Below are 25,222 nucleotides of genomic sequence, written 5' to 3' on the forward strand. Positions count from 1 at the left end.
CAGCTGTAAAAAAAAGCCCGTCTTCCTGCGAAGACGGGCTTTTTGTTGGTGCTTGATGCGGCGCAGGGCGCGATCAGGCCCTGGCCTTGTTTTGCTTGATCCAGTAGCCGACGCCCAGCGCGGCCAGCCACACGGGTATCAGGTAGACGGAGATGCGCAGGCCCGGCGTCAGGTACATGATCACCAGGATGCCGGCCAGGAAGACCAGGCACAGGTAGTTGGTGAACGGGTAGCCCAGGCTCTGGAACAAGGTCGTCTTGCCTTCGATTTTCTTTTGCGCGCGGAAGCGCAGGTGGATCCAGCTGATCATGGCCCAGTTGATGATCAGCGCCGACACCACGAGGCCCATCAGCACTTCGAACGCTTCGCCCGGCATGAAGTAATTGACCACCACGCAGGCGCCTGTCGCCAGCGCCGACACGCCCAGGGCGACGAGCGGTACGCCGCGGCGGTTCAGGTGCAGCAGCGCGCGCGGCGCATTGCCCTGCTTGGCCAGGCCGAACAGCATGCGCGTGTTGCAGTACACGCCGCTGTTGTAGACGGAGAGGGCGGCCGTCAGCACCACCACGTTCAGGGCCGTGGCCACCAGGTTGCTGTCGAGCGCATGGAAGATCAGCACGAAGGGGCTGCCGCCGGTGACGACGTTTTGCCACGGGTACAGCGACAGCAAAATGCCCAGCGCGCCGATGTAGAAGATCAGGATGCGGTAGATGGCCTGGTTGGTGGCGCGCGGGATCGTCGTGCTCGGGTCATCCGCCTCGGCCGCCGTGATGCCCACCAGTTCCAGGCCGCCGAACGAGAACATGATGACGGCCATGGCCATCACCAGCCCTTGCCAGCCATTCGGGAAGAAGCCGCCGTGCTGCCACAGGTTGGCGACGGACGCCTGCGGGCCCGCGTCGCCGGAAGCGAGCAGCCAGGCGCCGAAGACGATCATGCCGATGATGGCGACCACCTTGATGATGGCGAACCAGAATTCCATTTCGCCGAAGGCTTTGACATTCAACAAACTGATGGCGTTAATCACGCAAAAGAAGATCAGTGCCGACACCCAGGTGGGCACACCGGGCCACCAGTACTGCACGTAGATGCCGACGGCCGTCAGTTCGGCCATGCTGACCAGGACATACAGCACCCAGTAGTTCCAGCCCGACAGGAAGCCGGGCAGGTGGCCGCAGTATTTGTCGGCGAAATAGCTGAAGGAACCGGCCACCGGTTCGTCGACCACCATCTCGCCCAGCTGGCGCATGATCAGGAAGGCGATCACGCCGGCGATGCCATAGCCCAGCAGCACCGAGGGGCCAGCCATCTTGATGGTTTGCGCGATGCCCAGAAACAGGCCGGTGCCAATGGCGCCGCCCAGGGCGATGAGCTGGATGTGGCGGCTTTTCAGTCCGCGCTTGAGCTCTTGTGGTTCGGTAGTCCCGACTGCCGTCATAGTGTTTTATCCTGTTTTTACGGGCTGAGGTCGCTGATTCTAAAGCATGCACGCGCAAATCAGGAGCGAAATGCATGTTGCACTGCGGAGGCGCAAGAAAAGCCATGCATCTTCGCCGAACGGCGCGCAAAACCACTGCCGCCGGCGACGGCGGCGCGGTATCATGATGGCAAATTTTTGAGGAGCGTGTATGAATCTGGCGCAGCGCAGCCGCATGCAAGGCATCAGCCTGGGTTTTTTGGCCGGCTATGTTGACACCCTGGGCTTTGTCGCCCTGTTTGGACTCTTTACCGCCCACGTGACGGGCAACTTCGTGCTGATCGGCGCCGCGCTGGCGAATGCCACGCATGCGTCGATCGCCCTCAAGCTGCTGGCGTTTCCCGCCTTTATCCTGGGCGTGGCGGCGGCGCGCCTGTTGAGCGTGGCGGCGGAACGCCGTGGCGGCCCGGCGCTGCGCCTGGCATTGGTGCTGGAACTGGCGCTGCTGCTCGGCTTCATGGTGTGCGGCATGCTGGCCGAGCCGCTGACGGCCGAACCGGGCGCGCTGGCCATGGCGGCGGGCCTGTTCGGCGCGGCCGGCATGGGCGCGCACAGCGCCATCAGCCGGTTGCTGCTGGCGCACCTGGCGCCCACGTCGATGATGACGGGGAATGTCACGCAAGTGGTGATCGACACGGTCGACGTGCTGCGCGGCGCGGCAGACGGTGCCACGCGCGAGCGCTGCGTCAAGTTCTTCTGGCCGCTGCTGGGCTTTGCCGTGGGCGCCATCCTGGCCGCCTTCGCCTACCTGGCCGTGGGCTTTGCCGCGCTAGCCGTGCCGCTGGCAATCCTGCTGGTGCTGATCGCGCTGGAACCGGCGCGGCTGCCGGCCTAGTCCCGCACTTGCCGCCCTAGTCCTGCGCTGGCCGGCGCGCCGCGACGATGGCCGGTTCGTACACGGCCAGGAATGCGGGCGGCAGGCGGCGCGCGCGGCCGCTGCTCAATTCGATGCAGATCAATTCCCAGCGTCCGCGCACGACGGTGGCGCCGTCGCTGTCGCGCACCAGCTGGAAGCGCCGCTCCATGCTGGAACGGCCGTCGCTGGCGCACAGCCAGGTGGCCAGGGTCAGCGCCTCGCCGGCCCGCGTCGGCAACAGGTAATCGTATTCGCCGCGGCGTATCGCCATGGCCCGGTCCAGGCGCCGGTAATCGTCGAGGTCCAGTCCCAGCGCGGCCGAGTGGTGCCAGGCGATATGCTCGCACCAGCGCACATACACGGCGTTGTTCGTGTGCTGCAAGCCGTCGATGTCGGCCGCTTCGGGCGCGACGGGCAGGGTATGGGCGTGCGGATAATCCCAGTTCAAGTGACTTCCTTTCAAGGCAATGGCGGCGATTGTACTTTCCCGCCGCATTTCGTGCTGGCGCCGCACACGCCATAAAACAGCGTTTTTTCTATTGATGTATGATGCATCATAATTTTTGAAGATACTCAAACGCGCATGAATCACCAATTCGACCACCTGGCGCACGTCAACCTGGGCAAGTCCGTGTATGCGATGCTGCGCGAGGCACTGGCGGCTGGCCGCTTCCAGCCGAACGACCGCCTGCGCATCCGCGACCTGGCGCTGCAGCTGGGCACCAGCGTCACGCCCGTGCGCGACGCCATGCTGCAACTGGTGCAGGAAGAAGCGCTGGTGCTGCGTTCGCCGCGCGACTTCCGCGTGCCCGTGCTGAGCGTGGCGCGCTACCTGGAAATCCGTGCGCTGCGGCTGGAACTGGAAGGGCTGGGCGCGTTTGAAGCGGCGCAGCGCATCGATGCGGCCACCCTGGCCGACCTGGAACGGCTGCTGCAGGCAAACGAAGACGCCATCGCGCGGCATGACCTGGCGGCGGCACTGCAATGCAACCAGGCGTTTCACCTGGGACTGGCGCAGGCGGCCGGTATGCCGACCCTGAAGCGCTTCGTCGATCACCTGTGGATGCAGACGGCGCCATTGATCGCCGCCGGCTATGCCGCATTTACGCCCGACATGCGGGTCGGTCACCACCGCGCCGTCATCGGCGCGCTGCGCCAGCGCGACGGCGCGGCGGCGCGGCGCGCCATCGAACAGGACATCCTCGACGGCGGCGCGCAGATGCTGGCGTACGTGATGCGCATGGAGCGCAGCCACGCCGTCCTAACGCAAGCAGACAAGGAAGAGCATGCACAAGACTGAACATCCAATCGAACAGAAAACCGAACAGAAAACCGCCATCGTCACGGGCGCCAGCCGCGGCATCGGCCACGCCGTGGCCGAACGCTTCCGCAGCCTGGGCTGGCGCGTCATCACCGTCTCGCGCAGCCCGATTCCCGGCGGCTGCCCGCGCAGCCAGGAACACAACACGCATGTCTGCATGGATCTGTCTGACCTGAGCCAGATCGGCCAGATGGTCGAGACGCTGCGTCCCATGCTGGGCGACTCGAAACTGCACGCGCTGGTCAACAATGCGGGCGTGTCGCCGAAGGGGCCGGGCGGCTCGCGCGTCAATTCGCTGACGACGGACATGCAGACGTGGCAAGCCATGTACAACACGAATTTCTTTGCGCCGCTGGCGCTGACGCGCGGCTTTGCGCAGGAATTGTCGAACGCGCGCGGCGCCGTCGTGAACCTGTGCTCGATCGCCGGCTACCGCGTGCATCCGTTTGCCGGCTCCGCCTACGCCAGTTCGAAGGCGGCGCTGGCGTCGCTGACGCGCGAGATGGCCAACGACATGGCGCCGCTGAACGTGCGCGTCAACGCCATCGCGCCCGGCGAGATCGACACGGCCATCCTGTCGCCCGGCACCTCGCACATCGTCGACACGCAGATTCCCTTGCGCCGCCTGGGCACGACGGCCGAAGTGGCCGACCTGGTGGAGTTTTTATGCAGCGAGCGCGCCTCGTACATCACGGGCGCCGAAATCCCCATCGACGGCGGCCAGCGCATCTGATACAGATCAATACACCACTTGTGGAGACATCGCCATGACCCTGCATATCGGCATCGTCGGCTGTTCCGCCGAAGGTGCGGCCCTGTGCTACCGCACCATCTGCGAGGAGGGCGCGCACGCGCTGGGGCCGTATGCGCACCCGGAGGTATCGCTGCATACGCCGTCGCTGGCGCGCTACGTCGCCTGCCTGAACGCGGGCGACCTGGCCGGCGTGGCCGAGCTGATGCTGGCCTCGGCGCACAGGCTGGCGGCCGCCGGCGCCGATTTCCTGATCTGCCCCGACAACACCATCCACCAGGCGTTTTCCCTGGTGGCGCCCCGTTCGCCGCTGCCCTGGCTGCACATCGCCGAGGTGGTGGCCGGCGAAGCGGCCGCGCGCGGTTTTCGCCGCGTCGGCCTGACGGGCACGCGCTGGCTGGTCGACAGCGCCGTGTATCCGGACATGCTGGCCGCGCGCGGCATCGATTGCGTGCGGCCCGGCGAGGACGAGCGCGCCGACATCAACCGCATCATCATGGAAGAACTGGTGCCGGGCGCGGTCAAGCGGGAAAGCGTGGCCCGCTTCCAGGCCATCATCGGCCGCTTGCGGGAACAGGGCTGCGACGCCGTCATCCTCGGCTGCACGGAAATCCCGCTGATCATCGGCGACGCCAACTCGCCGTTGCCGACGCTCGATTCCACGCGCCTGCTGGCGCGCGCCGCCTTGCGCAAGGCGCTGGCCGGCTGACCGCCCCGGTTATCTGGCCAGCTGTGCCTGCAGGGCGGCCACCACCAGCGCATGGTCGTCGGCCTGTGCCAGGCCCGACACGGTCACGGTGCCGACCGGTCCCACGCCGCGGATGATCAGGGGGAAGGCGCCGCCATGGCCCGCATATTCGACGTCGTCGAGGTAGGCCACGTCTTCGAAGGTGCTGCCGCGGCTTTTATACGAGATGCCCATGTAGTACGAGCTGCGGCCGAAACGCTGCACGGTGTTGTTCTTGCGGCGTATCCAGTCGGCCTGGTCCGGGGTGGCGCCCGCCATGGCGTGATGGAACAGGACCTGGCCGTTGCGCGTGATATTCACGGTGACGGCCTTGCCCCGCTTGCGCACTTCCTCGACGAGCCACAGGCCGACGGCCAGCGCGGCATCGTTGTCGAAACATTCGAATTGCAGGGACTCTTCCTGTTGCGCCAGGGTTTGCAGCAAATCCGCGTAGTGATCCATCGTCGGTGAGTGTCGTAGTGGCAGGAAACGCTACTGTAGCGCACCGCGGCCGCGCCGCGCGCATTTTTTGCGCATCGCGCCGGCCCGATCAAGGCCGTTTACAATAGGCGGCATGAATCTGTCCCTGTTCGCCGACGAAGACCTGGTGCCGTCCGGCCCCGTGCCGCTGGTGCCCGGCACGCTCGCCTCCATGCTCTTGCGCGGCTTCGTGCTGCCCCATGTCGCGCAGCTGCTGCCGGCGCTCGACGCCGTCGTGCGGGCCGCGCCGCCGCGCCACATGGCCACGCCGGGCGGCTTGCGCATGTCGGTTGCGATGAGCAATTGCGGGCAGCTGGGCTGGGTCACGGACGGGCGCGGCTACCGCTACGCGCGCCTGGACCCGGCCAGCGGCCAGCCGTGGCCGCCGATGCCGCCCGTGTTCTTGCGCCTGGCGCAGGAGGCGGCGCTGGCGGCCGGCTATGCGGATTTCGTGCCCGACGCCTGCCTGGTCAACCACTATGCGCCCGGCGCGCGCATGGCGCTGCACCAGGACCGCGACGAGTGCGACTTCACGGCGCCCATCGTCTCCGTGTCGCTCGGCTTGCCCGCCGTGTTCCTGTTCGGCGGCGCCGCGCGGGCCGACAAGGCGGCCCGGATTCCTCTCCTGCATGGCGACGTGGTGGTATGGGGCGGCGCCGACCGCCTGCGCTTCCACGGCGTGGCCGCCCTGAAAGAGGGCGAGCATGCGCAGCTGGGCGCGCAGCGCATCAACCTGACCTTCCGCAAGGTCGGCTAGCTGGCGGGCGGCGGCACGGCATGGTCCGTGGCGCTGGCCTCGGGGTGGGGCGCGTGGCGGCGTCCCCGGCGGGAGCGCGGCGTGCCTCAATACGCAATTGACTTGCAAATGCGATGAAAACTCTTCATGATATGCAATTGACTTGCATATTAAGGATGCCGTTCCATGAAGCGCGATCACCATCATTCTCCCTTGCCCGACGTGGCCCTGGGCGGCAACGCCGGCAGCCAGCTGCCGCTGGACTGGGTCGGCATGCAGGGCATCGCCTTGCCCTTGTGGTTGGAAGAGGGCGGGCAGGCGCAGCAAGTCCATGCCTGGGCCGACGTGCACGTGGATCTGCCCGATGCGCGCGTCAAGGGCATCCACATGTCGCGCCTGTACCTGCTGCTCGATGCATTTGCCGCCGCGCAGCCGCTGGAGGCCACGGCGCTGGCGGCCCTGCTGCGGAATATGGTTGCCAGCCACGCCGACTGCGCCAGCACCAAAGCGCGCGTGGCGCTGGCCTTTCCCGTGCTGCGGCGCCAGGCGGCGCTGCTGACGGCGGGACTGTCGGGCTGGCGGTCGTACCCTGTGCGGTTGCAGGCGACATCCTCATCGCAAGGTTTTGCGCTGGCCCTGACGGTGGACGTCGCCTATTCGTCGACCTGTCCGTGTTCGGCGGCACTGGCGCGGCAATTGATCGCCGACGGTTTTGCGGCGCGCTTCGGGGAGGGGCCGATCGACGGCGCGGCCGCCCGCGCCTGGCTGCAGGAACACGCGAGCCTGGCCACGCCGCACAGCCAGCGCAGCATCGCGACGGTGACGGTGCAGCTGGCGCCAGACGCGGAGCTGGAACTGTTCCCCCTGATCGACCTGGTGGAGGGCGCGCTGGCGACGCCGCTGCAGACGGCCGTCAAGCGGGCCGACGAACAGGCGTTCGCGCGCTTGAATGGTGCTAATCTGATGTACGTGGAAGACGCGGCCCGCCGCGTGCAGGCCGCGCTGGCGCTGCGTTACGCGCAGGCGAATGTGACTGTACGGCATGTGGAAAGCCTGCATCCGCACGACGCCGTGGCGCAGGCCGGCAACGCCGCCTGAGGCGGCGCGCTGGCGTGCGGCGGCATTCGCCCGAAGCGCCTACACTTTTCAGTCACCCACCGCGAAGGAGCGCAGCATGCCGGAGAAAACCGTACGGGACGCCATTGATGACGACGTGGAAGAGGAATTGCAGCGCGAACGGCGCGAGCATGCGCTGATCGACGAGGAAAAACTGGGGATGGATGAGCTGGAGGAGGAACGGCTGAGGCGCGAGCGGGAGCCACAGCCTTTAAGTAAGCTCCAGGGGTAGTCAGGCTGGCCTGCGCAACTGGTGGCTAGGATTGCTTTTCTGAAGTAGATGGCATATTAATTGTTTCCCATGAAACTTAAAAAAATGATATCGTTACAGATAGGGGCGATATGCAATTATTTAAATGATCTTCAATATGGGAGAGTGTATGTCAGGAATTTTCAGCGGTATGCAGGATAGGGCTAAGCTGCATACCAAAAAAAATAATGCAAGCGGGAAATTATTATTGCTTTCTTCTTTATGCCTGGCCAGTTTGAATGTCGGCGCAACGCCATTTTCAATTTCTCCGCAACACCCGCGCATATTAACAACGCAGCTGGCAATAGATAATTTGAAGTGGCGATTGCCTTTGGGGCCAGCGGTTTTTCCTGGCGCGGCCGGCACCATCGCATTTGATTTTACCGCATCGAAAAGAAATCCGGCGGATGCGGTCGAGCAGTTCATTTTTGGCGAAATGAACGTCAATAATGGTAAGAGTGGCATATTCATACGGCATATTGATGGCGATACGCCGGGAATTTCCAGAATTCAACTTGGCATGCTGCAAAAAGCAATCGGAGCCAAGCCTGCGCGTTACATTGCTTATAAGACGATCGAGATGCCTATCGGCGTGGCGACGCGGATTGAGTTCAGCTGGAATAGCAGTATGAAAACCACCAGCCTGAAAATCGGTGGCGCCAGTGTAGCGATGGGATTGGAATGGCTGAGTGAGGGTTCCGCCGGCAAGGTCGATTTTTCACCAGACCAGACCGCTTTTCAATTCCCTGGCAGGGTAAATGAACCTATCAGTAATTTCGTGTTGAAGGATGGTCAGGGAAATATCCTCGTCAACTATCCGGGTAGCCTCGATATGGCACTGGCCACCGCCTGGTTTGATTTTACACGGCTGGTCAAATCGGACGTGGTATCGTTGAATATGTGCCCAACCGCTGCCTCGCCCTGGACGCAGCCGAAAGTGTGCAATACCGCCAGCGGACATCGCAATGGCATTGTCGAGTCGGCACAGCAACTGGCACTGGCCTATAAGATCACGCAAGATCCCGCCTATTATTCGGCAATATTAAGTTATATCGACAAGTTGCGCATCGTTCCCTTGAATGCGGGCGGTGACATGTCCATGGGCGGACGCGTGATTGCGCTGGGCATCCTGTATGACTGGCTATATGCGGAACTGGGTGCCAGCGCGGTGCCGAATGATAATACACAGGCCAGCTATCGGACGGCCATGGCTGCCACCATCCGCAATACCATTGCGGCGCAGGCGGCACCGGGCGGCACCAACCTGTTAAGTGAAATTTGTGGCCCGCAAGGCATGGCACCCTCCTCGTTCGACTGCGCTGCCAAGCCCATTTTCGGTAACTGGAATCGCTATGCTTCGCCGCCCCAGCCATCCATCGCTACCGCTTATATGGCTGGCATGAATTTCAGCAGCGTATATGGTGCTGCGGTCGGCCTGCTGGCCATCGCCGGACCGCAAAATGACGACGTATTGCCGATGATAGAAACGGCGTATAGCCATTTTAACGAGGGGTTTCTGGCGGTGCGGCGTGATATCTCCATCGATGGCGGATACCATTCCGGATTTTCCTATAGCCTGACAGACTTGCCGTCCCGCCTACTGCTATGGAATACCGCTGTGCAAAATGCAGGCGACATGGGGCAAGCCTCGCAGTGGATGCCAAAAACCATCTACCCCTATATATATGGCCAGCGTGACGATAAAAGTTATCCAGCCAGTGGCGACAACTTCGTGACATTGTCAAATTTCCCGCTGGTGGGCAGCATTGCGCTATGGGCCGCCGCCCATGCAGGCGATGGCAATGCCTGGGATTATTACCAGAAACAGGTGCATGGCCAGCGCTATGCGCCGAATCGCTACCCGTACATCCTGGAACAATTGTTTTGGCCCGTCGATCAGGCAAGCTTGAATCAGCCTGTCGATCTGGATTTGTCGCGCCACTTCCGCCGTTCGGGCCAGGTGCTGATGCGCGACCGTTGGAATTACGCGGACGCGACCTTGCTGGAGTTCAAGTCCACGTCATTCATCACGGATAACCACCATCATCTGGATCAGAACAGCATTTCGCTCAATTACAAGGGACCGTTGCTGGTCGACTCCGGCAGGTATGACAGCTATGGCAGCGCCCATTGGGCCAATTACTACACGCGCAGCATTGCCCACAATACGGTGGTTGCGTTTGATGCCAATGAGCGTTTCCAGCGGGCTGGCAGCGGGACGAGCAAGCTGGAGTTCAGCAATGACGGCGGACAATGGGTGGGCGGTACGCGTGCGGCGTACCCAACCCTGGAAGAAATCCAGCCCGGCGCGATGAACGCCCTGGGGGGTATCGTCAATTATGAATATGCGCCTGGCTATACGTATGTTCGCGGCAATGCGAGCAAGGCCTATGCCGCATCCAAACTGGATCAGGCGAATGGTTTCTTGCGCAGTGTCGTCTACCTGCCGGCGCCAGCGACGGGTTCCCTGCCCATCGTCCTGACGTTTGACAGTGTGCGTACAAATGCCGCGCCTGCTACATTCTTGCTGCATACGGTCAACGAACCCGCCGCCGCAGTGTCGGCCACCGCACTTGGTAATGGGCAATACCGATTTACCCATGCGGCCACCGATGCGCGTAGCATTACCATTCGCAATGGCGGCGGTATGCTGATCGCTCAAACCTTGCTGCCCGAGAAAGCCGTAATTACCAAGGTCGGAGGCTTGAACGCGGGCGGGCTATGCGACCAGGTCAGCGCCGATTCCGCCTTCGGTCCTGGCACCTTGCTGCCTGGCGGGCCTACCGGCGATTGCCGCTACACGGTCCGGGTTTTGCAGGCGGATAATAGCTATAAATGGCGCAATTATCCACCCAGGGCCGTGGCCGATGCCACTGATACCAGCGTCACGGGCGATATCGGTGCATGGCGCCTGGAGGTGCAGGCCGAGGTGGCCGCTCCTGTCGGTACCCCCCAGTATTTCCTCCATGTCTTGCATGTGGCGGACAATGACTATGGCAGCGGCAGCGCTGGCAGCGGTAACGCGCGTCGCCTGGTGGCCGACAGCCATACGGAGGCTGTGCTGATCGGTACCCAGACGATGGTGGTTTTTAACCGCGACACGGCGCCATCGACGCGCATGAGCTGGAATGCGCCCGCATCGGCGACGAATGTGCTGGCTACAGGCTTGTTGCCGGATACAGACTTCCTGCTGAACCGGGTGGCGACGCCCGATGGCGATCAACTGGTACTGGCGCAGGCGGCAGCCAGTAGTGCAACTTATCGCAGCTCGGCTGAGGGTGTGGTCAATATCGGCATGTAGAATGGCGGTAGGCGATCTGTATCGCCTACCGGCTCCCGGCGGGTTTTGACTGGGCAACTGTCGACTACCTTTTATTAAAACGCATGAATCTATATTTGCATGGCGCGTTGTTGGCCGCATTGTCGGCCTTATCCATTACCACGGCCCAGGCCGCCACTATCTGCACCGCCATGGCCGACGCCAAAGCGGGCACCGTTTTGTTGCAAGAAGGCAATTGTTTTGACCGGGTCACGCCCGCGTCCACGTTCAAGATCGCCCTCAGCCTGATGGGCTATGACGCCGGCTTCCTCAAGGACGAGCACAAGCCCAGCCTGCCGTACCGCCAGGGCTATGTGGACTGGGGCGGCGACGCCTGGCGCCAGGAGACGGACCCGTCGCGCTGGATGCAGTACTCGGTGGTCTGGTATTCGCAGCAGATCACGCAGGCGCTGGGCGCCGAACGCTTCCAGAAGTATGCGAAGGCATTGCGCTATGGCAATGCGGATGTCTCTGGCGATCCAGGCAAGGAAAACAGCCTCGAGCGTTCGTGGATCAGTTCCTCGCTGAAGATTTCGCCGCTGGAACAACTGGGCTTCCTGCGCAAGCTGGTCAACGATCAATTGCCCGTCAGCAAGCAGGCGATGGAGCAGACGCGGCGCTTGACGCGCCTGGCGGACGTGGGCGGCTGGCAAGTGCATGGCAAGACGGGCGCGGCCTATCCGCGCAAGGCTGACGGCAGCTTCGACGAAGAGCACGGTTATGGCTGGTTCGTGGGCTGGGCCAGCAAGGGCGAGCGCACGATCGTCTTCGCGCGCCTCGTGCAGGATGAACGCAAGGGCCAGCAGTCGGCGGGCCTGCGCACGCGCGAGGCCATGCTGAAGGAATTGCCGGCCCTGCTGGAGCAGGCGCAGAAGTGACGCCGTCTGTCGTCACGGCCACCTTTCTCTGCACCGAAGGCGACTACCTGGAAGCCATCATCGAGGCCGATGGCCAGCGCCTGCATGTGATGGACGAGTTTGGCGGGGCGCAACTGGCCGCCGGCACGCAAATCCGGCTCGAGCTGTGGCCGCAGGCGAGCGAGGGCGGCGACTGGGACGCGATGTTCACGGCCAACCCCGGCCGGGAAAAGGGCCTGCGCCGGCTCGATGGCTGGCGCTACCTGGCGCTGGGCGTCGTGACCCAGGTCGATCCCGTCATCTGCGACTGCGGCTTGCTGCAGGTGGAGGACGCGTTTCACACGCGCGACGTGCGCTGCGTGGGCGCCTATGTCGGCGTCACCGTGTCCCGCCTCGATGCTTGCCTGCCGTAAATTCCAGCCCGCTTTGTTGCCCGCCCTATATACTTGCTGAAACGGATCATCCGGCATCAGACAAGGTACAGGCATGGCATCAGGCATGGAGCAGTTTCAGGAAAAAGCACGGCAGGCATGGACATGGGCGCGCGCGCAGGCCTTGCGCGTGGCGGGCATGGCGTGGGTGAGGGCAGTGGCGCTGTACCGGCGCGGCCACGCGCACTTGATGACCTTGCCGCCCGTGCGGCGCGCGCTGGTGCTGGGCCTGTGGTCGTTTCTGGCCCTGCTGGCGCTGCTGGTCCTGTACATGCTGCTGCTGATTCCCCTGACGCCCAGCATCCACGACTTGCGCCAGGCGCGCGCGGCCGCGCCGAGCACCATGGTCAGCGCGGACGGCAAGGAGCTGGCCCGTTTCGACCAGGGCTTGCAGGAACGCGTGACGCTGCAGCAGATTTCGCCGAACGTGATCAGCGCCTTGATCTCGACGGAAGACCACCGTTTCTACGAACATCACGGCGTCGATTTCACGCGCACGGCCGGCGCCATCGTGCATACGGCGGGAGGCAACCCCCAGGGCGGCTCCACCATCACGCAGCAGCTGGCGCGCAATATGTTCCCCGAAGAAATTGGCCGTTCGCGCAGCCTGAACCGCAAGCTGAAGGAACTGATCACGGCCCTGAAGATCGAGGCCACCTACAGCAAGACGGAAATCCTCGAAGCCTACCTGAACACGGTGCCTTTCCTCTACAACACCTATGGCATCGAGATGGCGGCCCGCACGTATTTCGACAAGTCCGCCGCGCGCCTCGATATCCTGGAAAGCGCCACCCTGGTCGGCATGCTCAAGGGCACGAATTACTACAATCCGGTCGGCAATCCCGAACGTTCCTTGCAGCGGCGCAATGTGGTGCTGGGCCAGATGCGCAAGCATGAGGTCATCGACGAGGCGCGCTACCGGCAGCTGGTGAAGCGTCCGCTGCGCCTGCATTTCGAGCGCCAGAGCGAACGGGCGCAGTCGGACAGCCACTTCACGGCCTATGTGCGCAAATGGCTGATCGACTGGGCCGATGAAAACGACTACAACCTGGAGCTCGATGGCCTGGTGGTGCACACGACGCTCGATTACGACTTGCAGCAGGCGGCCGAGCGGGCCGTCGAGCGCCAGGCGAATGCCTTGCAGGCGATTGCCGACGTGGAATGGAGCCGCGCCGGCGTGCCGTCGTCCACTTCGACGGGCATGTATGCGGGCATGCAGGCCGGCAGCGTGCCGTTCGACTATTTCTGGAAATCGCATCCGGGCTTGCTGGACGCCTTCGTGCGCGAGTCCGGCGACTACCGCAAGCTGACGGCGGCCGGCAGCGCGCCCGACGAGGCGCTGGAGAAATTGAAGGGCGACCGCGCCTTCATGGCGGCCCTGCGCAAGTCGAAGACGCGCCTGGAGGCGGGCTTTACGGCCATGGACCCGGCCACGGGCGCCGTGCGGGCCTGGGTGGGCAGCCGCGACTTTGCGCGCGAACAATTCGATCACGTGTCGCAGGCGGCGCGCCAGCCCGGCTCCACCTTCAAGCCCATCGTGTATGGCGCGGCGCTGGAAAAAGGCCTGAGTCCCGACCACGTCTACCGCGACGCCGTGATGGATATCAAGGCGGCCGACGGCACGAAATGGCGGCCGACCGACATGAGCGGCAGCACGGGGCGCGACATGACCATGCGCGACGGCCTCGTGTATTCAAAGAACACCATCACGGCGCAGGTGATGCAGGACGTGGGCTTGTCGCCGATTATCAAGCTGGCGCGCGCGCTCGGCATCCGCGACAGCAAGCTGGAAAAAGTGCCATCCCTGGCGCTGGGCACCAGTCCCGTCACCTTGCTGGAAATGGTCAACGCCTACGCCAGCATCGCGGCGCAGGGCGAGGCCCGTTTGCCGTTCGTCGTCACGCACATCACCGACCGCGACGGCAAGACCATCGCCCGCTTCGGCGAAGACAAGCCCAAGCGCGCCATGAAGGAAGAATCGGCGGCCACCCTGACGGACATGATGCGCGGCGTCATCGACCGCGGCACGGGCACGGCCATCCGCAGCCGCTTCGGCATCCGTTCCGACGTGGCCGGCAAGAGCGGCACCACGCAAAACAATGCGGACGGCTGGTTTATCCTGATGCACCCGGAACTGGTGGGCGGCGCCTGGGTGGGCTTCAACGACGCCCGGGTCACCATGCGCAGCAATTACTGGGGCCAGGGCGGCCACAACGCCGTGCTGGTGGTGGGCGACTTCTTCAAGACGGCGCTCGACACGGGAAAACTGTCGCGCGACGCCATCTTCCCCGGCGGCAAGCCACCACCGCCGCTGCGCCATGTGGAGCCGGTCGAGGAACCGCAGGATGAGCCGGTGGAAGAGCCGGGCGACCTGGTGCCGGAAGGCGCGCCAGCCGCGCCGCTGGCCATGCCGGCCGAAGGCGACGGCGGGCAGGAAGCGCATGGCAAGGCGGTGCCGGAGGCAGCACCTGAGCCGCAGACTGCGCCAGTGCCTGTACCGCAAGGCTGAATGGCCGGTCCGGCGCGGTCTTCTGATCGGCTGCATGATTGACGTTAGTCCCCCAATGGGACTAACGTCAATCATGCGCGTTCCGGCCAAGCCGACCTTGATGGCCTTCCATGGACAGGCCATCCATGCAGATTCGACGGCACCGTTGTTGCCGCGTTCTGGCCATGTGCTCAGGGCGTCATGGCCCGATCCGGCGGCGTGAAATCGGACTTTGCCACGGCGAGCATCCTGAGAGAGGGACGGGGTGCCCAATATCGGCGGGGGCAACAAGTCTGGGCTTGTCGCATCGATCAGTTATGCGTATGGCATTTTGCAGATCCAATTTATCGGAACGCAGCGGCAATATGACGCGATAGATGCACGGACAATCCAGGACAATAAAATGCGCATCAAACCTCCCCAGGCTGACGACGGCTACGGCGCCGCATTGCGGGAGCCTAGTCCTTGATGTGCGCCGAATTCGGCACGCCTGCAGGCGACCACCTGGACGGACTGGCCAGCTCGTCGATGCCTATGAACGCGGTACTGCATGAGGCGCCGGAGATTCCGGCGGAAGTGCTGATACGGCAGGCGGTGGCTCAGGCATAGCTGCTCGGCCTGACGTTTTACACCGTATTGCGCATCAACCCCGCCTGCCGCACGAACACTTGCAGCGCCGCCTGCGTCTGCTGGTGCAGCGTCTTCAATTCCTCTCTCAGCGTGGGCGTGATGGCCAGGCTGCCGTCCGCCTGGTGATGCAGGGGCAGACCCAGCGCTTGCGCCATTTCTACTGGGTAATTCGTAAAGTTGCCATACGGTCGCTTGCCGTCCACGGCTGGCGTGGGCCAATAGCCTTCGGCCAGGTAGTCCTCGGCCGCGCCCATGCCCAGCATTTCCAGCGGCAGCCACGATTGCTGGCGCAGCAATTGCAGATGCCGGGTGGTAAACGTGAACGGCGTCTTGCCGTTCGCATAGCTGCCCGGCTTCAGGTTGGCCATTTGCACGAAGTGGGGCAGCAGTTGCGCCGCCTCCATCAGGCGCTGGGCGGCCAGGGCGGCATCCTTGCCGCCGATCGCCTGCATGGCCAGGGCCAGGGTATCGCCATCGCCGAGCGGGTGCGCGGGATTGAGCATGGGCGCGCCGCTTTCCACGGGCGACCAGCCGATGTTGAAACGCTGTATCAGCGCCAGGTGGTGCACGTTCAAGACGGTGGGCAGCGGCGCGTCGAGCGCGGCCAGGACGCGCCGGCGCACGGCGCCGGGCAGGCTGCGTTCGGCCGCGCGCGCCAGCATGGGCGAGCACAGCAGGGTGCCGGCCAGGCGCAGCAGCTGGCGCCGCATGGGCTGGATCAGCCGCTGCATCATGGCGTCGTCAGGGATTGACGCTGGAATTCGATGCGGTTTTCCTGGTAGTCCCATTTGGTGTAGGGCCCGAACACGCGCCGGTTTTCCTTGCTGTCGGCATTCGACAGTTCGCGCTTCATGCGTCGTACCAGGGCGGGATCAACGAGCGGCGCGCTCGTCGCGGCGAAGACGTCGTGGCGCACGCTGGCCTTGGCGTCGGCGCCGCGCGAGATGATGGTGAGCTTGCGCGACGCCGGATCGAAATACAGGCGCATGGCGAAGGTATTCATGTCCTGCAGGTACAGGCCGTCATCGCGCTGCTGGGCATAGAAGTAATCGCCGCAGACGGCCTTCGGTTCGCGTTTCCATTCGCACGACAGGACGATCAGCAGGTGCTGGTCGTCGAGCTGCTTGACCGAAATGCGTCCCTTGGAATAGCCCCAGCTGCTGGCCGGCACGGTTGCCGACGAGGCGAGATTGTAGTCGCCCACCAGCGTGGACATGGGCGCTTGCGCCGAGGCGCCGGTGCAGAGCGTAAAGGCGGCTGCCGCTGCGGCGCCGAGTCTCTTGGAAAATGGTGTCATGATGGCCATCAAAAAAAAGTTGCCATATTATAAGTGGCAACTTTCTTTGAGGAACGCGCGATTGAACGCGCCCGTGGCCGTTACTTCAGCTTGCTCAATTCCGCCACGTCGATCTTGACGACCTTGCCGTCGGTGGCGGCCACCAGGGCATGGAAGTGGGGCGTCGCGTAGTGGGCCGTCAGGTGGGCCTTGTCGCTCCATTCTTCCAGCATGATGAAGCGCGTGGGAATGCTGTTGTCGAGGTGTAATTCATAGCGCAGGCAGCCGCTTTCAGCGCGGCTGGGCGGCACGACGGTTTCCAGCGCGGCGCGCACGGCGTCGATATGTTGCGGTTGGGCATCGATGGTGGCGACGACGATCAGTGTCATGGTAATCCTTGTGTATGGGGTGGAGCGCTATGCGTTGGGCGCATGCAGCTTAGCGTATCTTGCCCTTTCTTGCCCACCAGTACACTCTGGCTGCGCCGAAACAGTTTCCGCCGCAGCCAGAAAATCCGCCGTGATTACGCCGCCTGCAGCATTCCGATCTGTTCGAACGCGGCGTCCAAGGCTTGCGCCCTGGCTTCGTCGCTGACCTTGACGCCTTCGGCGCGCACGATTTCGGGCTCGGTGATGCCGAGGAAGCCGAGGAAGCTGCGCAGATGGCTTTCCTGGTGTTCCAGGCTGGCCATCGGCGTGTCGGCGCCGTAGTAGCCGCCGCGCGACGAGGCGATGATTACGCGCTTGGCGCCCAGCAAGCCATCCGGGCCGTTGGCGCCGTACTGGAATGTCTTGCCCGGTACGGCCAGCGCGTCCAGCCACGATTTAAGCTGGCTGGGGATGGCGAAGTTGTACATGGGGGCGCCGATGACGATGACGTCGGCGGCCAGCACTTGTTCGAGCGCAGCGGCAAGGACGACGCCATCGGCGTCGCTGGGGGCGGCCGTGAACTGCGGCAGCGGCTGCGCGGCCAGGTCGTGGTAATGGACGGCGGCGCCCGGCGCGGCCGCCTGCAGGCGGGCCACGATGGCGGCGGACAACTGGCGGCTGACGGAATAGTCGCCGAGGACGCTCGAATCGATATGCAGGATGTTCATGTGAGCCTTCTTGGGTGGTATGATCGGGTGGTATGGATTTGTTACCGAGGCTAATATAGTGACTATAAAATGAACGCACAAGAAGGCACTTTTTCCACACTGGGGCACACGGATGTGACTATTGGAGACGCGGCCGCGCAAAGGGCCGAGCTGGAGCGGCGCATGCGCGACGAGGGCGGCCATGCTGGCGTGGCGGATTCGTGCCGCCCCATCACGGATATCCTCACGCGCGTGGGCGACAAATGGAGCGTGATGGTGGTGATGTTGCTCGGTAATGGCACCAAGCGCTTCAACGAGATGCGCCGCGTGATCGGCGGCATTTCGCAGCGCATGCTGACCTTGACCCTGCGCGGGCTCGAGCGCGACGGCCTGGTGACGCGCACCGTGTTTGCCACCGTGCCGCCGCGCGTCGATTACGCGCTGACGGACCTCGGGCGCTCGCTCCTGATCCCCATCAGCGCGCTGGGCGCCTGGGCCTACGGCCACCGCGACGCCATCGATGCGGCGCGGCTGGCGTTTGATGCCCGGAACGCAGGCGAGCCGCCGCCAGGCAACTAGACAACTGGAATAGCTTTCCTGTTTCCCGGCATTGCCGCCGTCGATGCTGTCTCTTTTAACTGCTTTGCACGTCGTTGCGGTAGCGCGCGGGCGGCAGCTCGAACTGCGTCTTGAAAAAGCGCGTGAACGCGCTTTGCGAGGAAAAGCCCAGGCGGTCGCCGATTTCCGCCACGCTCATGCTCGTTTCGCGCAGCAGCCGGCGCGATTCGCGGCTCTTGGCGCGCAATTCCAGCGCGCGGAACGATGTTTGCTCCTGCTGCAGCTGGCGCTGCAAGGTCCAGCGGTTCATCGCCAGGCCGTCGCACAGGGCCGGCAGCAGCGAGGCGCCGTCGGCGTCGCCCGCACCTTGCCGACCCAGTAAATCGATGATGGCTTGCTCCACGCGCGCCGAAAACAGCTGCGCGCCGTGCAGCTTCTGCAGCTGCGCCTGGGCGTGGCGCAGCGCGTGCGGCGCCAGCATGGCGTTGAACTGGGCGAACGGCAGGTCCAGGCCAGGTGCCTCAAAGGTCAATGTATTGCGCCCCTGGCCATAGGTGGCCGCGGCGCCGAAGCATTCGGAGACGGCCGGCGCGAACCACGGCGCCTTGCCCTGGAAGCTCGCATGGAAGGCTGTCGGCGCGCCCGTGTCGTAGGCGCGCGTGACCAGCGACAGCATGCGGAAATTGGCCAGCGCCTGCATGGCGCCGCCGACCGGGCAAAACTCGGACAGGTATTCGATCTCGATGCGCGTGCCGCTTTCGCTCATCAGCATGAAATCGAATTCGCCGATCAGGCCCCGCAAATGCAGCATCTCGTGCAGGGCGCTGCGCAGGGTGGGGCGATTGAAGCAGACGTGGGCGACGCCGGAAAAATGCGCGAACCAGTGCGTGACGTCGAGATCGAGGATGCCGCGGTGCGCCGGCAACTGCTGGGCGTAGGCCGTCATGCGCCGGTGCCGGTCGGCGTTGATGCGGCCGCCAGGCTCGCTCAGCTGCGCCGGCGTGATGCCCGTCTGGCGGAAAAAATCGGCGGGATCGTGGCCATCGGCCTGCATGGCCCGCGCGTATTGCTGCGCAATGCGGTTCGAGACCGTGCGCGTATCGGCTTTGTGCAAGGGTGTCTCCTGCTTGTTGTAGTAATTTTTCACAAATATTAGCACTTTGTAGGAAATTGTTGGTTGTCGCGCCGTCTAACCAAAAATTGTTTTCGCCGGTATAAAACGCGTGCTGCGCGGTCAAGAAACTCACGGATTCTCACGCTATATTGGATCCGGGCTGCCCTGAAGCGGCCCGGATACCTACAAAAACAGTCTTGGAGATAATGATGAATTGCACATTGAAACCGATGGCCCGCGTGGTCGCCGGCTGCATCGCCACGCTTGCCCTGGCCGCCTGCGGCAACGACACCGTCAGCGAGGAATACACGCAGCCCGTGTTCGGCGCCACCACCTTCAATCTGGTCAAGGTTGACGGCTATACCTTCAAGGACATGAACCGCAGCGGCAAGATCGAGCCGTACGAGGACTGGCGCCTGTCGGCCGAGGCGCGCGCCGACGACCTGCTGTCGCGCATGACGCTCGATGAAAAGGCGGGCCTGATGATGCATGGCACGGCGCCCACGGCGTCCGATCCGTCCGGCATCGGCCTTGGTGGCGCGTATGACCTGGCGGCCTTACAAGACCTGATCGTCAAGCAGTACGTCAACACGTTTATTACGCGCATGGCGGGCGATTCTGCCAACATGGCGGCGCAATACAACAAGCTGCAAGCCCTGAGCGAAACGTCGCGCCTGGGTATTCCCGTCTCCATCAGCACCGACCCGCGTCACCATTTCCAGTACACGGTGGGCGCCAGCGCCGGCACCAAGGGTTTTTCACAGTGGCCGGAAACCCTGGGCCTGGCGGCCATCGGCGACGATGCGCTGGTGCGCCGCTTCGGCGACATCGCGCGCCAGGAATACCTGGCCGTCGGCATCACGCAGGCGCTGTCGCCGCAGGCCGATCTGGCCACCGAGCCGCGCTGGTCGCGCATCAACGGCACCTTCGGCGAGGATGCCGACCTGGCCAAGCGCATGGTGCAGCACTATATCGAGGGCTTCCAGGATGGCAACACGGGCTTGCATGACGGCAGCGTGGTAGCCGTCGTCAAGCACTGGGTCGGCTATGGCGCGACGAAAGAGGGCTTCGACGGCCACAATTACTATGGCCGCTACATGACCTATCCAGGCAATAATTTTGCGTATCACGTGAAGCCGTTCGAAGGGGCGTTCACGGCCAAGGCGGCATCCGTCATGCCCACGTATGCGCTGCCGGACGGCAATATCACGATCGACGGCATCACGCTGGAACAGGTGGCGGCCGGTTTCAGCAAGACCATGCTGACGGACTTGCTGCGCGGAAAATATGGCTTCGAGGGCGTGATCCTGTCCGACTGGGGCATCACTTCCGACTGCGACGCCAACTGCCGCAACGGCACGGCGCCGGGCGTGGCGCCGTCGTTCATCGGCTTCGGCACGCCATGGGGCATGGAAGACGCCACCAAGGCCGAACGCTACGTGAAGGCCGTGACGGCCGGAATGGACCAGTTTGGGGGCGTGACGGAAGCGCCGTACCTGACGCAGGCCGTGCAGCGCGGCCAATTGACGGAAGCGCGCATCAACGCCTCGGCGCGCCGCATCCTGGTGCAGAAATTCAAGCAGGGCCTGTTCGAGCATCCGTTCGTCGATGCGGCCAAGGCGGCGGCCACCGTGGGCAAGGCGGACTTCGTCGAGGCGGGCGTTGACGCCCAGCGCCGTTCGCTGGTCTTGCTGGAAAACAAGGACAAGGTCTTGCCGCTGGCCGCCACCGTCAAGAAGGTGTATTTATATGGCATCGACGCGGCCGTGGCGCAAACGTACGGCTACACGGTGGTCGCTACGCCGCAGGAAGCGGACGTGGCCCTGCTGCGCGTGGCCGCGCCATATGAAATCCTGCACCCGAACTACATCTTCGGCAGCATGCAGCACGAAGGGCGCCTGAACTATGTCGATGGCGATGCCGACTACGAGGCGATCAAGAATGCGGCGAAATTCGCGCCGAAGACGGTGGTCACCGTCTACCTGGATCGCCCGGCCATCCTCGGCAACGTGCAGGACAAGGCCAGCGCCATCGTCGCCAACTTCGGCGTCAGCGACGGCGCGCTGTTCGATGTCCTGACGGGCAAGGCCAAGCCGCAAGGCAAGCTGCCGTTCGAGCTGCCGTCGTCGATGGCCGAAGTGCAGGTGCAGAAGTCGGACGTGCCGTATGACACGGCCCATCCGCTGTACAAGTTCGGCTACGGCCTGGCGTACTGACAACGCTCCTGCTGTCAGCGCACGGTAATCCAGCTGCGCTCCTGCACGGAGCGCAGCGCCCCCTCGATCACCCGGTCCACCTCGTAGCCATCGCGGAAGGTGGGCCAGACCGCTTTGCCGCCGGCAATCGCCTGCAAAAAATCGCGCGCCTCGATGACGATCTGCTCGTTGTAGCCGGTGCCGTGCCCCGCGCCCTGGGAAAATGCCAGGTAGTCGGGATGGGCGGGGCCCATCAGCAGGCGCTGGAAGCCCTGGCGCTGCGCCGGGCGGCTGGCGTCGTACAGCCACAGTGCATTCTGGTCTTCCTGGTCGAAGGCAATCGCGCCTTTCGTCCCCGTGATGCGGTAGGTGTAGCCCATCTTGCGTCCGGCCGCCACGCGGCTGAAGGTCAGCGCGCCGAGGGCGCCGCTGGCAAAGCGCAGCATCAGGTTCCCCTGGTCGTCGTTTTCCACCGCTTCCATGCCCTGCGGGCCCTGGCGCTGCGCGTGCACGGTATTCATGTCCGCCACCAGCGCGTCGACGGGACCGCCCAGGCGCAGGGCCAGGTTGATCAGGTGCGAGCCGACGTCGGCCAGCGCGCCGGCCCGCGTCGCCGTCGCCGCACGCGTGCGCCATGAGGCGGGCGCGCGCGGGTCGTGCAGATAGTCTTCCACGTGTTCCGCGGCGATGTGGATGATCTCGCCGATTTCTCCCGACTCGATGATCTGCCGCGCCAGCTGGCTGGCCGGCGTGCGGATGTAGTTATAGCCGACCATGTTGGCCACGCCCGCCTGTTCGGCCGCCTGCGCCAGCTGCAGGGACTCGGCGGCGGAAAAGCCCAGCGGCTTTTCGCAGAACACGGGTTTGCCCAGGGCCAGCGCGGCCAGCACGATGTCCTTGTGCGTGGCCGGCGGCGTGGCGACGACGATGGCGTCGATGGCGGGATCGTTGACGAGTGCGCGCCAGTCGCCCGTGGCGCGGTTCCAGCCCAGTTCCCGCGCGCTGCGGGCCGCGCTTTCTTCGCTGCTGGTGGCGATGCATTCGCACACGGGATGGCGTGCCGTGGGGAAGATGCTGCGCACGGCCTTGTAGGCGATGGTGTGGGCCTTGCCCATGTAGCCGGCGCCGATGAGGCCGATGTTGATGTTGTGCATGCGGTGAGTCTCCAGTGTGATGGCAGTGTCGGATTCAGGCTTGCTGGCGCCAGGCGTGGCTGTCCAGCGCATCGCGGAAGCGCGCCGGCGGCCAGTCCTGCGCCAGCGCCTCGTGCATGAGCTGCTGCTGCGTGGGCGGCGCCATGCCGCCGATCGGCTGGTCGCGATCGAGGTTGCTGGGAAAGGCGTAGCCTTCGGCGCAGGCGGCAATCGCGTGGGCGATGCCATCGGCGGACAGGCCGCCCTGCGCGCGCAGCGCCTGCAGGGCCGGATACAGGGTGGCGCTCATGGCCTTGCGGTCCAGCGCTTCCATCGCGCGGCCGAATGGCGACGACACTTGCAGCAGGTTGGCCATGCGCCGGATGTCGGGCGAGCAGTTATGCCCGGCCGCATGGAACAGGGCGGGGTTGAAGAACACGGCGTCGCCTTTGGACAGCGGCAGCTGCACGCAATGCTGCGCGAAATAATCGCGGAAAGCGCTTTGCTGCCAGGCGAGAAAGCCTTCCCGATAACGCTGCGAGTACGGCAGGTACAGCGTCGGTCCCGATGCCAGCGGCATGTCGCCATGGGCGACGGCGCCCTGCAGGGTCAGGAGGGCGGACATCTGGTGCACGGGCGCGGGATACGCGGCGCAGGCGGCGGCGCTCTGGAAGCCCAGGTGGTAGTCGCGGTGCGGCGCCTGGGCGGCCCCGCCAGGGTTGACGACGTTCACCTGCGCCGTCATCTGGTAGGCCGGCCCCAGCCAGGCCTGCGATATCCAGGCAAAGACGGGATTGGCGTAATAGCGGGCGAAGGCGTCGGGCGCCCGCAAGCACAGCTTTTGCTGGGCGTTCCAGATGCGGTCGTTCGCGCCTGGCCTGGCGAAATGGTCACCCGCCGCCTGGCCGCTGGCCTGCTGTTCGGCGATCAGGTCGCGAAACACACCGCTCACCTGGTCCAGCGTACCGAGATCGTCGACGGCGCCTTGCAGCACCACCACGCCCGGCCCCTCCATCAGGGCCCGGCTCCATTCCGCCTGCAGCGCGCGCAGCGCGGAGGAACCGGCGGCCAGCGCGCGCACGGCATCGCAGTCGTAGACGAGGATATTCGCTTCCACCGCGGCGGCGTGCGGATAGTCGGCCAGCGCCGTGCGCCGTTCGACGGCGCGGATGAAATCCTCCAGCCGGCAGTCTTGCGGCGACAGCCAGCAGGGGGAGGGCGCGGAAGGCGACTCCGTGCCGGCGTCGGTAGTGTGCATGTTTTGTCTCCATTGTTTAAGTTGTAGAATCAGTATAGGGATGAAAAGCCGCATTTTTCATCAAGAAATCCATCAAAAAACCATCAATTCGAATTGGACATCGCATGACCCATCCTTTCCCCGTCAAGGTCGTGGCGCTGCAGGCCGGCGTCAGCGTGGCCACCGTCGACCGCGTGCTCAAACAGCGCGGCGGCGTGCACGCGACCACCGTGCGCCGCGTGATGCAGGCGCTCGACGAACTGGCGCGGCAAAGCACGCAGGTGGGGCTGGCGGGGAAAAAATTCATGCTCGACGTGGTGATGGTGGCGCCGCAGCGCTTTACCGATGCCGTGCGCGCGGCGCTGGAAGCCGAACTGCCGTCGCTGCACCCGGCCGTGCTGCGTTCGCGTTTTCACCTGCATGAAACGCTGGAAGTGGAAAAAATTGTCGCGCTGCTCGAACGCATCCGCAAAAATGGCAGCCACGGCGTGCTGCTCAAGGCGCCGGACTTGCCGTCGGTGGCCGAAGCCGTGAACCGGCTGGCGGCGGCCGGCATCCCCGTGGTGACCCTGGTGACGGACGTGCCGGGCTCCGCGCGTCGCGGCTACGTGGGCATGGACAACCGCGCGGCAGGGGAGACGGCCGCCTACCTGATCGGCCAGTGGTTGGGGGAGGAGAAAAAGCGCCAGAAGCAGCAGGTGCTGGTGACTCTCAGCAGCAACCGCTTTCACGGCGAGGAAGAGCGCGAGATCGGCTTTCGCCGCGCGCTGCGCGAACGGCACCGCCACCTGAGCATCGTCGAAGTGAGCGAGGGCCACGGCATCGACGGCGCCACTGGCGCGCTGGTGCGCCAGGCCCTGGCCGAGCATACAGGCATCGTCGCCGTGTATTCGATCGGCGGCGGCAATGCCGCCATCGTGCAGGCGTTCGCGCAGGCGGGCCGGCCATGCCGAGTCTTCATCGGCCACGACCTCGATGCCGACAATGTGGCGCTGCTGCGCTCGGGCGCGATCCAGGCCGTGCTGCACCACGACTTGGGCCAGGACATGCGCCGCGCCTGCCAGGAAATCCTGCGCGCGCAGGGCGCGCTGCCGGCCCTGGCGCGGCCGCAGCCGCTATCCGCCATCCAGGTGGTCACGCCGTGGAACCTGCCGGCCCTGGGCGCGGTGAATTGACAGTCGTCCGGGTCTGGCCG

At 64.4% G+C, this 25,222-nt stretch carries 24 protein-coding genes; 14 read left to right on the forward strand and 10 right to left on the reverse strand.

The genetic code is table 11. From position 1 onward, the window contains the following. Window positions 1-73: 73 nt before the first annotated feature. Window positions 74-1,438: an amino acid permease gene (locus AC1RDJ_RS05875; RefSeq protein WP_071323361.1), complete on the reverse strand. Its 1,365-nt coding sequence runs from the start codon at window positions 1,436-1,438 to the stop codon at window positions 74-76. A gap of 190 nt (window positions 1,439-1,628) precedes the next feature. Here AC1RDJ_RS05875 and AC1RDJ_RS05880 point away from each other — a divergent pair, with 190 nt between their 5' ends. After that, a complete protein-coding gene (locus tag AC1RDJ_RS05880) occupies window positions 1,629-2,312 on the forward strand; it encodes a YoaK family protein (protein WP_071323362.1) in 684 nt (227 codons plus the stop codon). 16 nt (window positions 2,313-2,328) lie between these two features. Here the strand turns inward: AC1RDJ_RS05880 and AC1RDJ_RS05885 are convergent, their stop codons facing one another. Then, complete coding sequence (locus AC1RDJ_RS05885) at window positions 2,329-2,781, reverse strand: acyl-CoA thioesterase (protein WP_493026883.1); 453 nt, start codon at window positions 2,779-2,781, stop codon at window positions 2,329-2,331. 135 nt (window positions 2,782-2,916) lie between these two features. Between AC1RDJ_RS05885 and AC1RDJ_RS05890 the strand changes: the two genes are divergently transcribed. Genes AC1RDJ_RS05890 through AC1RDJ_RS05900 form a run of 3 tightly spaced genes read left to right on the forward strand, consistent with a single transcriptional unit; the run spans window position 2,917 to window position 5,114 of the window. Then, window positions 2,917-3,633: a GntR family transcriptional regulator gene (locus AC1RDJ_RS05890; RefSeq protein ID WP_071323364.1), complete on the forward strand. Its 717-nt coding sequence runs from the start codon at window positions 2,917-2,919 to the stop codon at window positions 3,631-3,633. After that, entirely contained in the window at window positions 3,620-4,387 is a 768-nt protein-coding gene (locus AC1RDJ_RS05895; protein WP_071323365.1) for an SDR family NAD(P)-dependent oxidoreductase, read from the forward strand. The genes AC1RDJ_RS05890 and AC1RDJ_RS05895 overlap by 14 nt, the downstream gene beginning before the upstream one ends. Before the next feature lie 34 nt (window positions 4,388-4,421). Continuing rightward, window positions 4,422-5,114 carry an aspartate/glutamate racemase family protein gene (locus tag AC1RDJ_RS05900; RefSeq protein ID WP_071323366.1) on the forward strand — a complete coding sequence of 231 codons (693 nt, stop codon included), beginning with the start codon at window positions 4,422-4,424 and terminating at the stop codon, window positions 5,112-5,114. A 9-nt stretch (window positions 5,115-5,123) separates the two neighbouring features. Here AC1RDJ_RS05900 and AC1RDJ_RS05905 read toward each other — a convergent pair whose 3' ends face one another. Beyond that, window positions 5,124-5,594, reverse strand: a complete 471-nt coding sequence (locus tag AC1RDJ_RS05905; RefSeq protein WP_493026885.1) for a heme-degrading domain-containing protein — start codon at window positions 5,592-5,594, stop codon at window positions 5,124-5,126. Between the two features lie 112 nt (window positions 5,595-5,706). On the opposite strand from AC1RDJ_RS05905, the gene alkB reads away from it, so the two are divergent. From alkB to AC1RDJ_RS05940, 7 genes are all read left to right on the forward strand, one after another. Then, window positions 5,707-6,369 carry a DNA oxidative demethylase AlkB gene (alkB, locus tag AC1RDJ_RS05910; protein ID WP_493026886.1) on the forward strand — a complete coding sequence of 221 codons (663 nt, stop codon included), beginning with the start codon at window positions 5,707-5,709 and terminating at the stop codon, window positions 6,367-6,369. Window positions 6,370-6,534: 165 nt separating this feature from the next. Beyond that, complete coding sequence (gene folE2, locus AC1RDJ_RS05915) at window positions 6,535-7,446, forward strand: GTP cyclohydrolase FolE2 (RefSeq protein WP_493026888.1); 912 nt, start codon at window positions 6,535-6,537, stop codon at window positions 7,444-7,446. Between the two features lie 76 nt (window positions 7,447-7,522). Beyond that, on the forward strand, window positions 7,523-7,696 hold the full coding sequence (locus tag AC1RDJ_RS05920) for a hypothetical protein (protein ID WP_156894780.1): 174 nt from the start codon (window positions 7,523-7,525) through the stop codon (window positions 7,694-7,696). Between the two features lie 148 nt (window positions 7,697-7,844). Continuing rightward, window positions 7,845-11,015, forward strand: a complete 3,171-nt coding sequence (locus AC1RDJ_RS05925; RefSeq protein WP_493026889.1) for a heparinase II/III domain-containing protein — start codon at window positions 7,845-7,847, stop codon at window positions 11,013-11,015. A gap of 83 nt (window positions 11,016-11,098) precedes the next feature. Further along, complete coding sequence (gene blaOXA, locus AC1RDJ_RS05930) at window positions 11,099-11,911, forward strand: class D beta-lactamase (RefSeq protein WP_493026890.1); 813 nt, start codon at window positions 11,099-11,101, stop codon at window positions 11,909-11,911. Further along, on the forward strand, window positions 11,908-12,303 hold the full coding sequence (locus AC1RDJ_RS05935; protein WP_493026891.1) for a hypothetical protein: 396 nt from the start codon (window positions 11,908-11,910) through the stop codon (window positions 12,301-12,303). The genes blaOXA and AC1RDJ_RS05935 overlap by 4 nt, the downstream gene beginning before the upstream one ends. 85 nt (window positions 12,304-12,388) lie before the next feature. After that, on the forward strand, window positions 12,389-14,830 hold the full coding sequence (locus AC1RDJ_RS05940) for a penicillin-binding protein 1A (protein ID WP_493026892.1): 2,442 nt from the start codon (window positions 12,389-12,391) through the stop codon (window positions 14,828-14,830). Between the two features lie 605 nt (window positions 14,831-15,435). Here the strand turns inward: AC1RDJ_RS05940 and AC1RDJ_RS05945 are convergent. From AC1RDJ_RS05945 to AC1RDJ_RS05960, 4 genes are all read right to left on the reverse strand, one after another. Then, window positions 15,436-16,173 (reverse strand): hypothetical protein, encoded by a 738-nt coding sequence (locus tag AC1RDJ_RS05945; RefSeq protein WP_493026893.1) that lies wholly within the window; start codon window positions 16,171-16,173, stop codon window positions 15,436-15,438. Beyond that, window positions 16,170-16,736, reverse strand: coding sequence for a hypothetical protein (locus AC1RDJ_RS05950; RefSeq protein WP_493026894.1), 567 nt, complete (start codon window positions 16,734-16,736; stop codon window positions 16,170-16,172). The genes AC1RDJ_RS05945 and AC1RDJ_RS05950 overlap by 4 nt, the downstream gene beginning before the upstream one ends. 80 nt (window positions 16,737-16,816) lie before the next feature. Beyond that, a complete protein-coding gene (locus AC1RDJ_RS05955; RefSeq protein ID WP_071323376.1) occupies window positions 16,817-17,104 on the reverse strand; it encodes a putative quinol monooxygenase in 288 nt (95 codons plus the stop codon). Between the two features lie 134 nt (window positions 17,105-17,238). After that, on the reverse strand, window positions 17,239-17,811 hold the full coding sequence (locus AC1RDJ_RS05960) for an FMN-dependent NADH-azoreductase (RefSeq protein WP_493026895.1): 573 nt from the start codon (window positions 17,809-17,811) through the stop codon (window positions 17,239-17,241). Window positions 17,812-17,973: 162 nt separating this feature from the next. Between AC1RDJ_RS05960 and AC1RDJ_RS05965 the strand changes: the two genes are divergently transcribed. Further along, the gene (locus tag AC1RDJ_RS05965) at window positions 17,974-18,369 is read left to right on the forward strand and encodes a winged helix-turn-helix transcriptional regulator (protein WP_493027148.1); all 396 of its coding nucleotides are present in this window, start codon (window positions 17,974-17,976) and stop codon (window positions 18,367-18,369) included. Window positions 18,370-18,424: 55 nt separating this feature from the next. Here AC1RDJ_RS05965 and AC1RDJ_RS05970 read toward each other — a convergent pair whose 3' ends face one another. Continuing rightward, window positions 18,425-19,462, reverse strand: a complete 1,038-nt coding sequence (locus AC1RDJ_RS05970) for a helix-turn-helix transcriptional regulator (RefSeq protein WP_493026897.1) — start codon at window positions 19,460-19,462, stop codon at window positions 18,425-18,427. Window positions 19,463-19,668: 206 nt separating this feature from the next. Here AC1RDJ_RS05970 and AC1RDJ_RS05975 point away from each other — a divergent pair, with 206 nt between their 5' ends. Continuing rightward, window positions 19,669-21,678, forward strand: coding sequence for a glycoside hydrolase family 3 protein (locus AC1RDJ_RS05975; protein WP_493026899.1), 2,010 nt, complete (start codon window positions 19,669-19,671; stop codon window positions 21,676-21,678). Between the two features lie 14 nt (window positions 21,679-21,692). Here AC1RDJ_RS05975 and AC1RDJ_RS05980 read toward each other — a convergent pair whose 3' ends face one another. Together AC1RDJ_RS05980 and AC1RDJ_RS05985 are read right to left on the reverse strand one after the other, a co-directional pair. Continuing rightward, entirely contained in the window at window positions 21,693-22,811 is a 1,119-nt protein-coding gene (locus AC1RDJ_RS05980) for a Gfo/Idh/MocA family protein (RefSeq protein ID WP_493026900.1), read from the reverse strand. 34 nt (window positions 22,812-22,845) lie between these two features. After that, entirely contained in the window at window positions 22,846-24,048 is a 1,203-nt protein-coding gene (locus AC1RDJ_RS05985; RefSeq protein WP_493026901.1) for a phytanoyl-CoA dioxygenase family protein, read from the reverse strand. Window positions 24,049-24,152: 104 nt separating this feature from the next. Here AC1RDJ_RS05985 and AC1RDJ_RS05990 point away from each other — a divergent pair, with 104 nt between their 5' ends. Next, window positions 24,153-25,202, forward strand: a complete 1,050-nt coding sequence (locus tag AC1RDJ_RS05990) for a LacI family DNA-binding transcriptional regulator (protein WP_493026902.1) — start codon at window positions 24,153-24,155, stop codon at window positions 25,200-25,202. The last annotated feature ends 20 nt before the right edge of the window (window positions 25,203-25,222 follow it).

Source organism: Janthinobacterium sp. GW822-FHT07H10, assembly GCF_058798675.1.

Coding starts and splice junctions, on each gene's coding strand:
- AC1RDJ_RS05875 (WP_071323361.1), bottom strand. CDS start 1,438: ATGACGGCAGTCGGGACTACCGAACCACAAGAGCTCAAGCGCGGACTG.
- AC1RDJ_RS05880 (WP_071323362.1), top strand. CDS start 1,629: ATGAATCTGGCGCAGCGCAGCCGCATGCAAGGCATCAGCCTGGGTTTT.
- AC1RDJ_RS05890 (WP_071323364.1), top strand. CDS start 2,917: ATGAATCACCAATTCGACCACCTGGCGCACGTCAACCTGGGCAAGTCC.
- AC1RDJ_RS05895 (WP_071323365.1), top strand. CDS start 3,620: ATGCACAAGACTGAACATCCAATCGAACAGAAAACCGAACAGAAAACC.
- AC1RDJ_RS05900 (WP_071323366.1), top strand. CDS start 4,422: ATGACCCTGCATATCGGCATCGTCGGCTGTTCCGCCGAAGGTGCGGCC.
- AC1RDJ_RS05905 (WP_493026885.1), bottom strand. CDS start 5,594: ATGGATCACTACGCGGATTTGCTGCAAACCCTGGCGCAACAGGAAGAG.
- alkB (WP_493026886.1), top strand. CDS start 5,707: ATGAATCTGTCCCTGTTCGCCGACGAAGACCTGGTGCCGTCCGGCCCC.
- folE2 (WP_493026888.1), top strand. CDS start 6,535: ATGAAGCGCGATCACCATCATTCTCCCTTGCCCGACGTGGCCCTGGGC.
- AC1RDJ_RS05920 (WP_156894780.1), top strand. CDS start 7,523: ATGCCGGAGAAAACCGTACGGGACGCCATTGATGACGACGTGGAAGAG.
- AC1RDJ_RS05925 (WP_493026889.1), top strand. CDS start 7,845: ATGTCAGGAATTTTCAGCGGTATGCAGGATAGGGCTAAGCTGCATACC.
- blaOXA (WP_493026890.1), top strand. CDS start 11,099: ATGAATCTATATTTGCATGGCGCGTTGTTGGCCGCATTGTCGGCCTTA.
- AC1RDJ_RS05940 (WP_493026892.1), top strand. CDS start 12,389: ATGGAGCAGTTTCAGGAAAAAGCACGGCAGGCATGGACATGGGCGCGC.
- AC1RDJ_RS05945 (WP_493026893.1), bottom strand. CDS start 16,173: ATGATGCAGCGGCTGATCCAGCCCATGCGGCGCCAGCTGCTGCGCCTG.
- AC1RDJ_RS05950 (WP_493026894.1), bottom strand. CDS start 16,736: ATGACACCATTTTCCAAGAGACTCGGCGCCGCAGCGGCAGCCGCCTTT.
- AC1RDJ_RS05955 (WP_071323376.1), bottom strand. CDS start 17,104: ATGACACTGATCGTCGTCGCCACCATCGATGCCCAACCGCAACATATC.
- AC1RDJ_RS05960 (WP_493026895.1), bottom strand. CDS start 17,811: ATGAACATCCTGCATATCGATTCGAGCGTCCTCGGCGACTATTCCGTC.
- AC1RDJ_RS05965 (WP_493027148.1), top strand. CDS start 17,974: ATGCGCGACGAGGGCGGCCATGCTGGCGTGGCGGATTCGTGCCGCCCC.
- AC1RDJ_RS05975 (WP_493026899.1), top strand. CDS start 19,669: ATGATGAATTGCACATTGAAACCGATGGCCCGCGTGGTCGCCGGCTGC.
- AC1RDJ_RS05980 (WP_493026900.1), bottom strand. CDS start 22,811: ATGCACAACATCAACATCGGCCTCATCGGCGCCGGCTACATGGGCAAG.
- AC1RDJ_RS05985 (WP_493026901.1), bottom strand. CDS start 24,048: ATGCACACTACCGACGCCGGCACGGAGTCGCCTTCCGCGCCCTCCCCC.
- AC1RDJ_RS05990 (WP_493026902.1), top strand. CDS start 24,153: ATGACCCATCCTTTCCCCGTCAAGGTCGTGGCGCTGCAGGCCGGCGTC.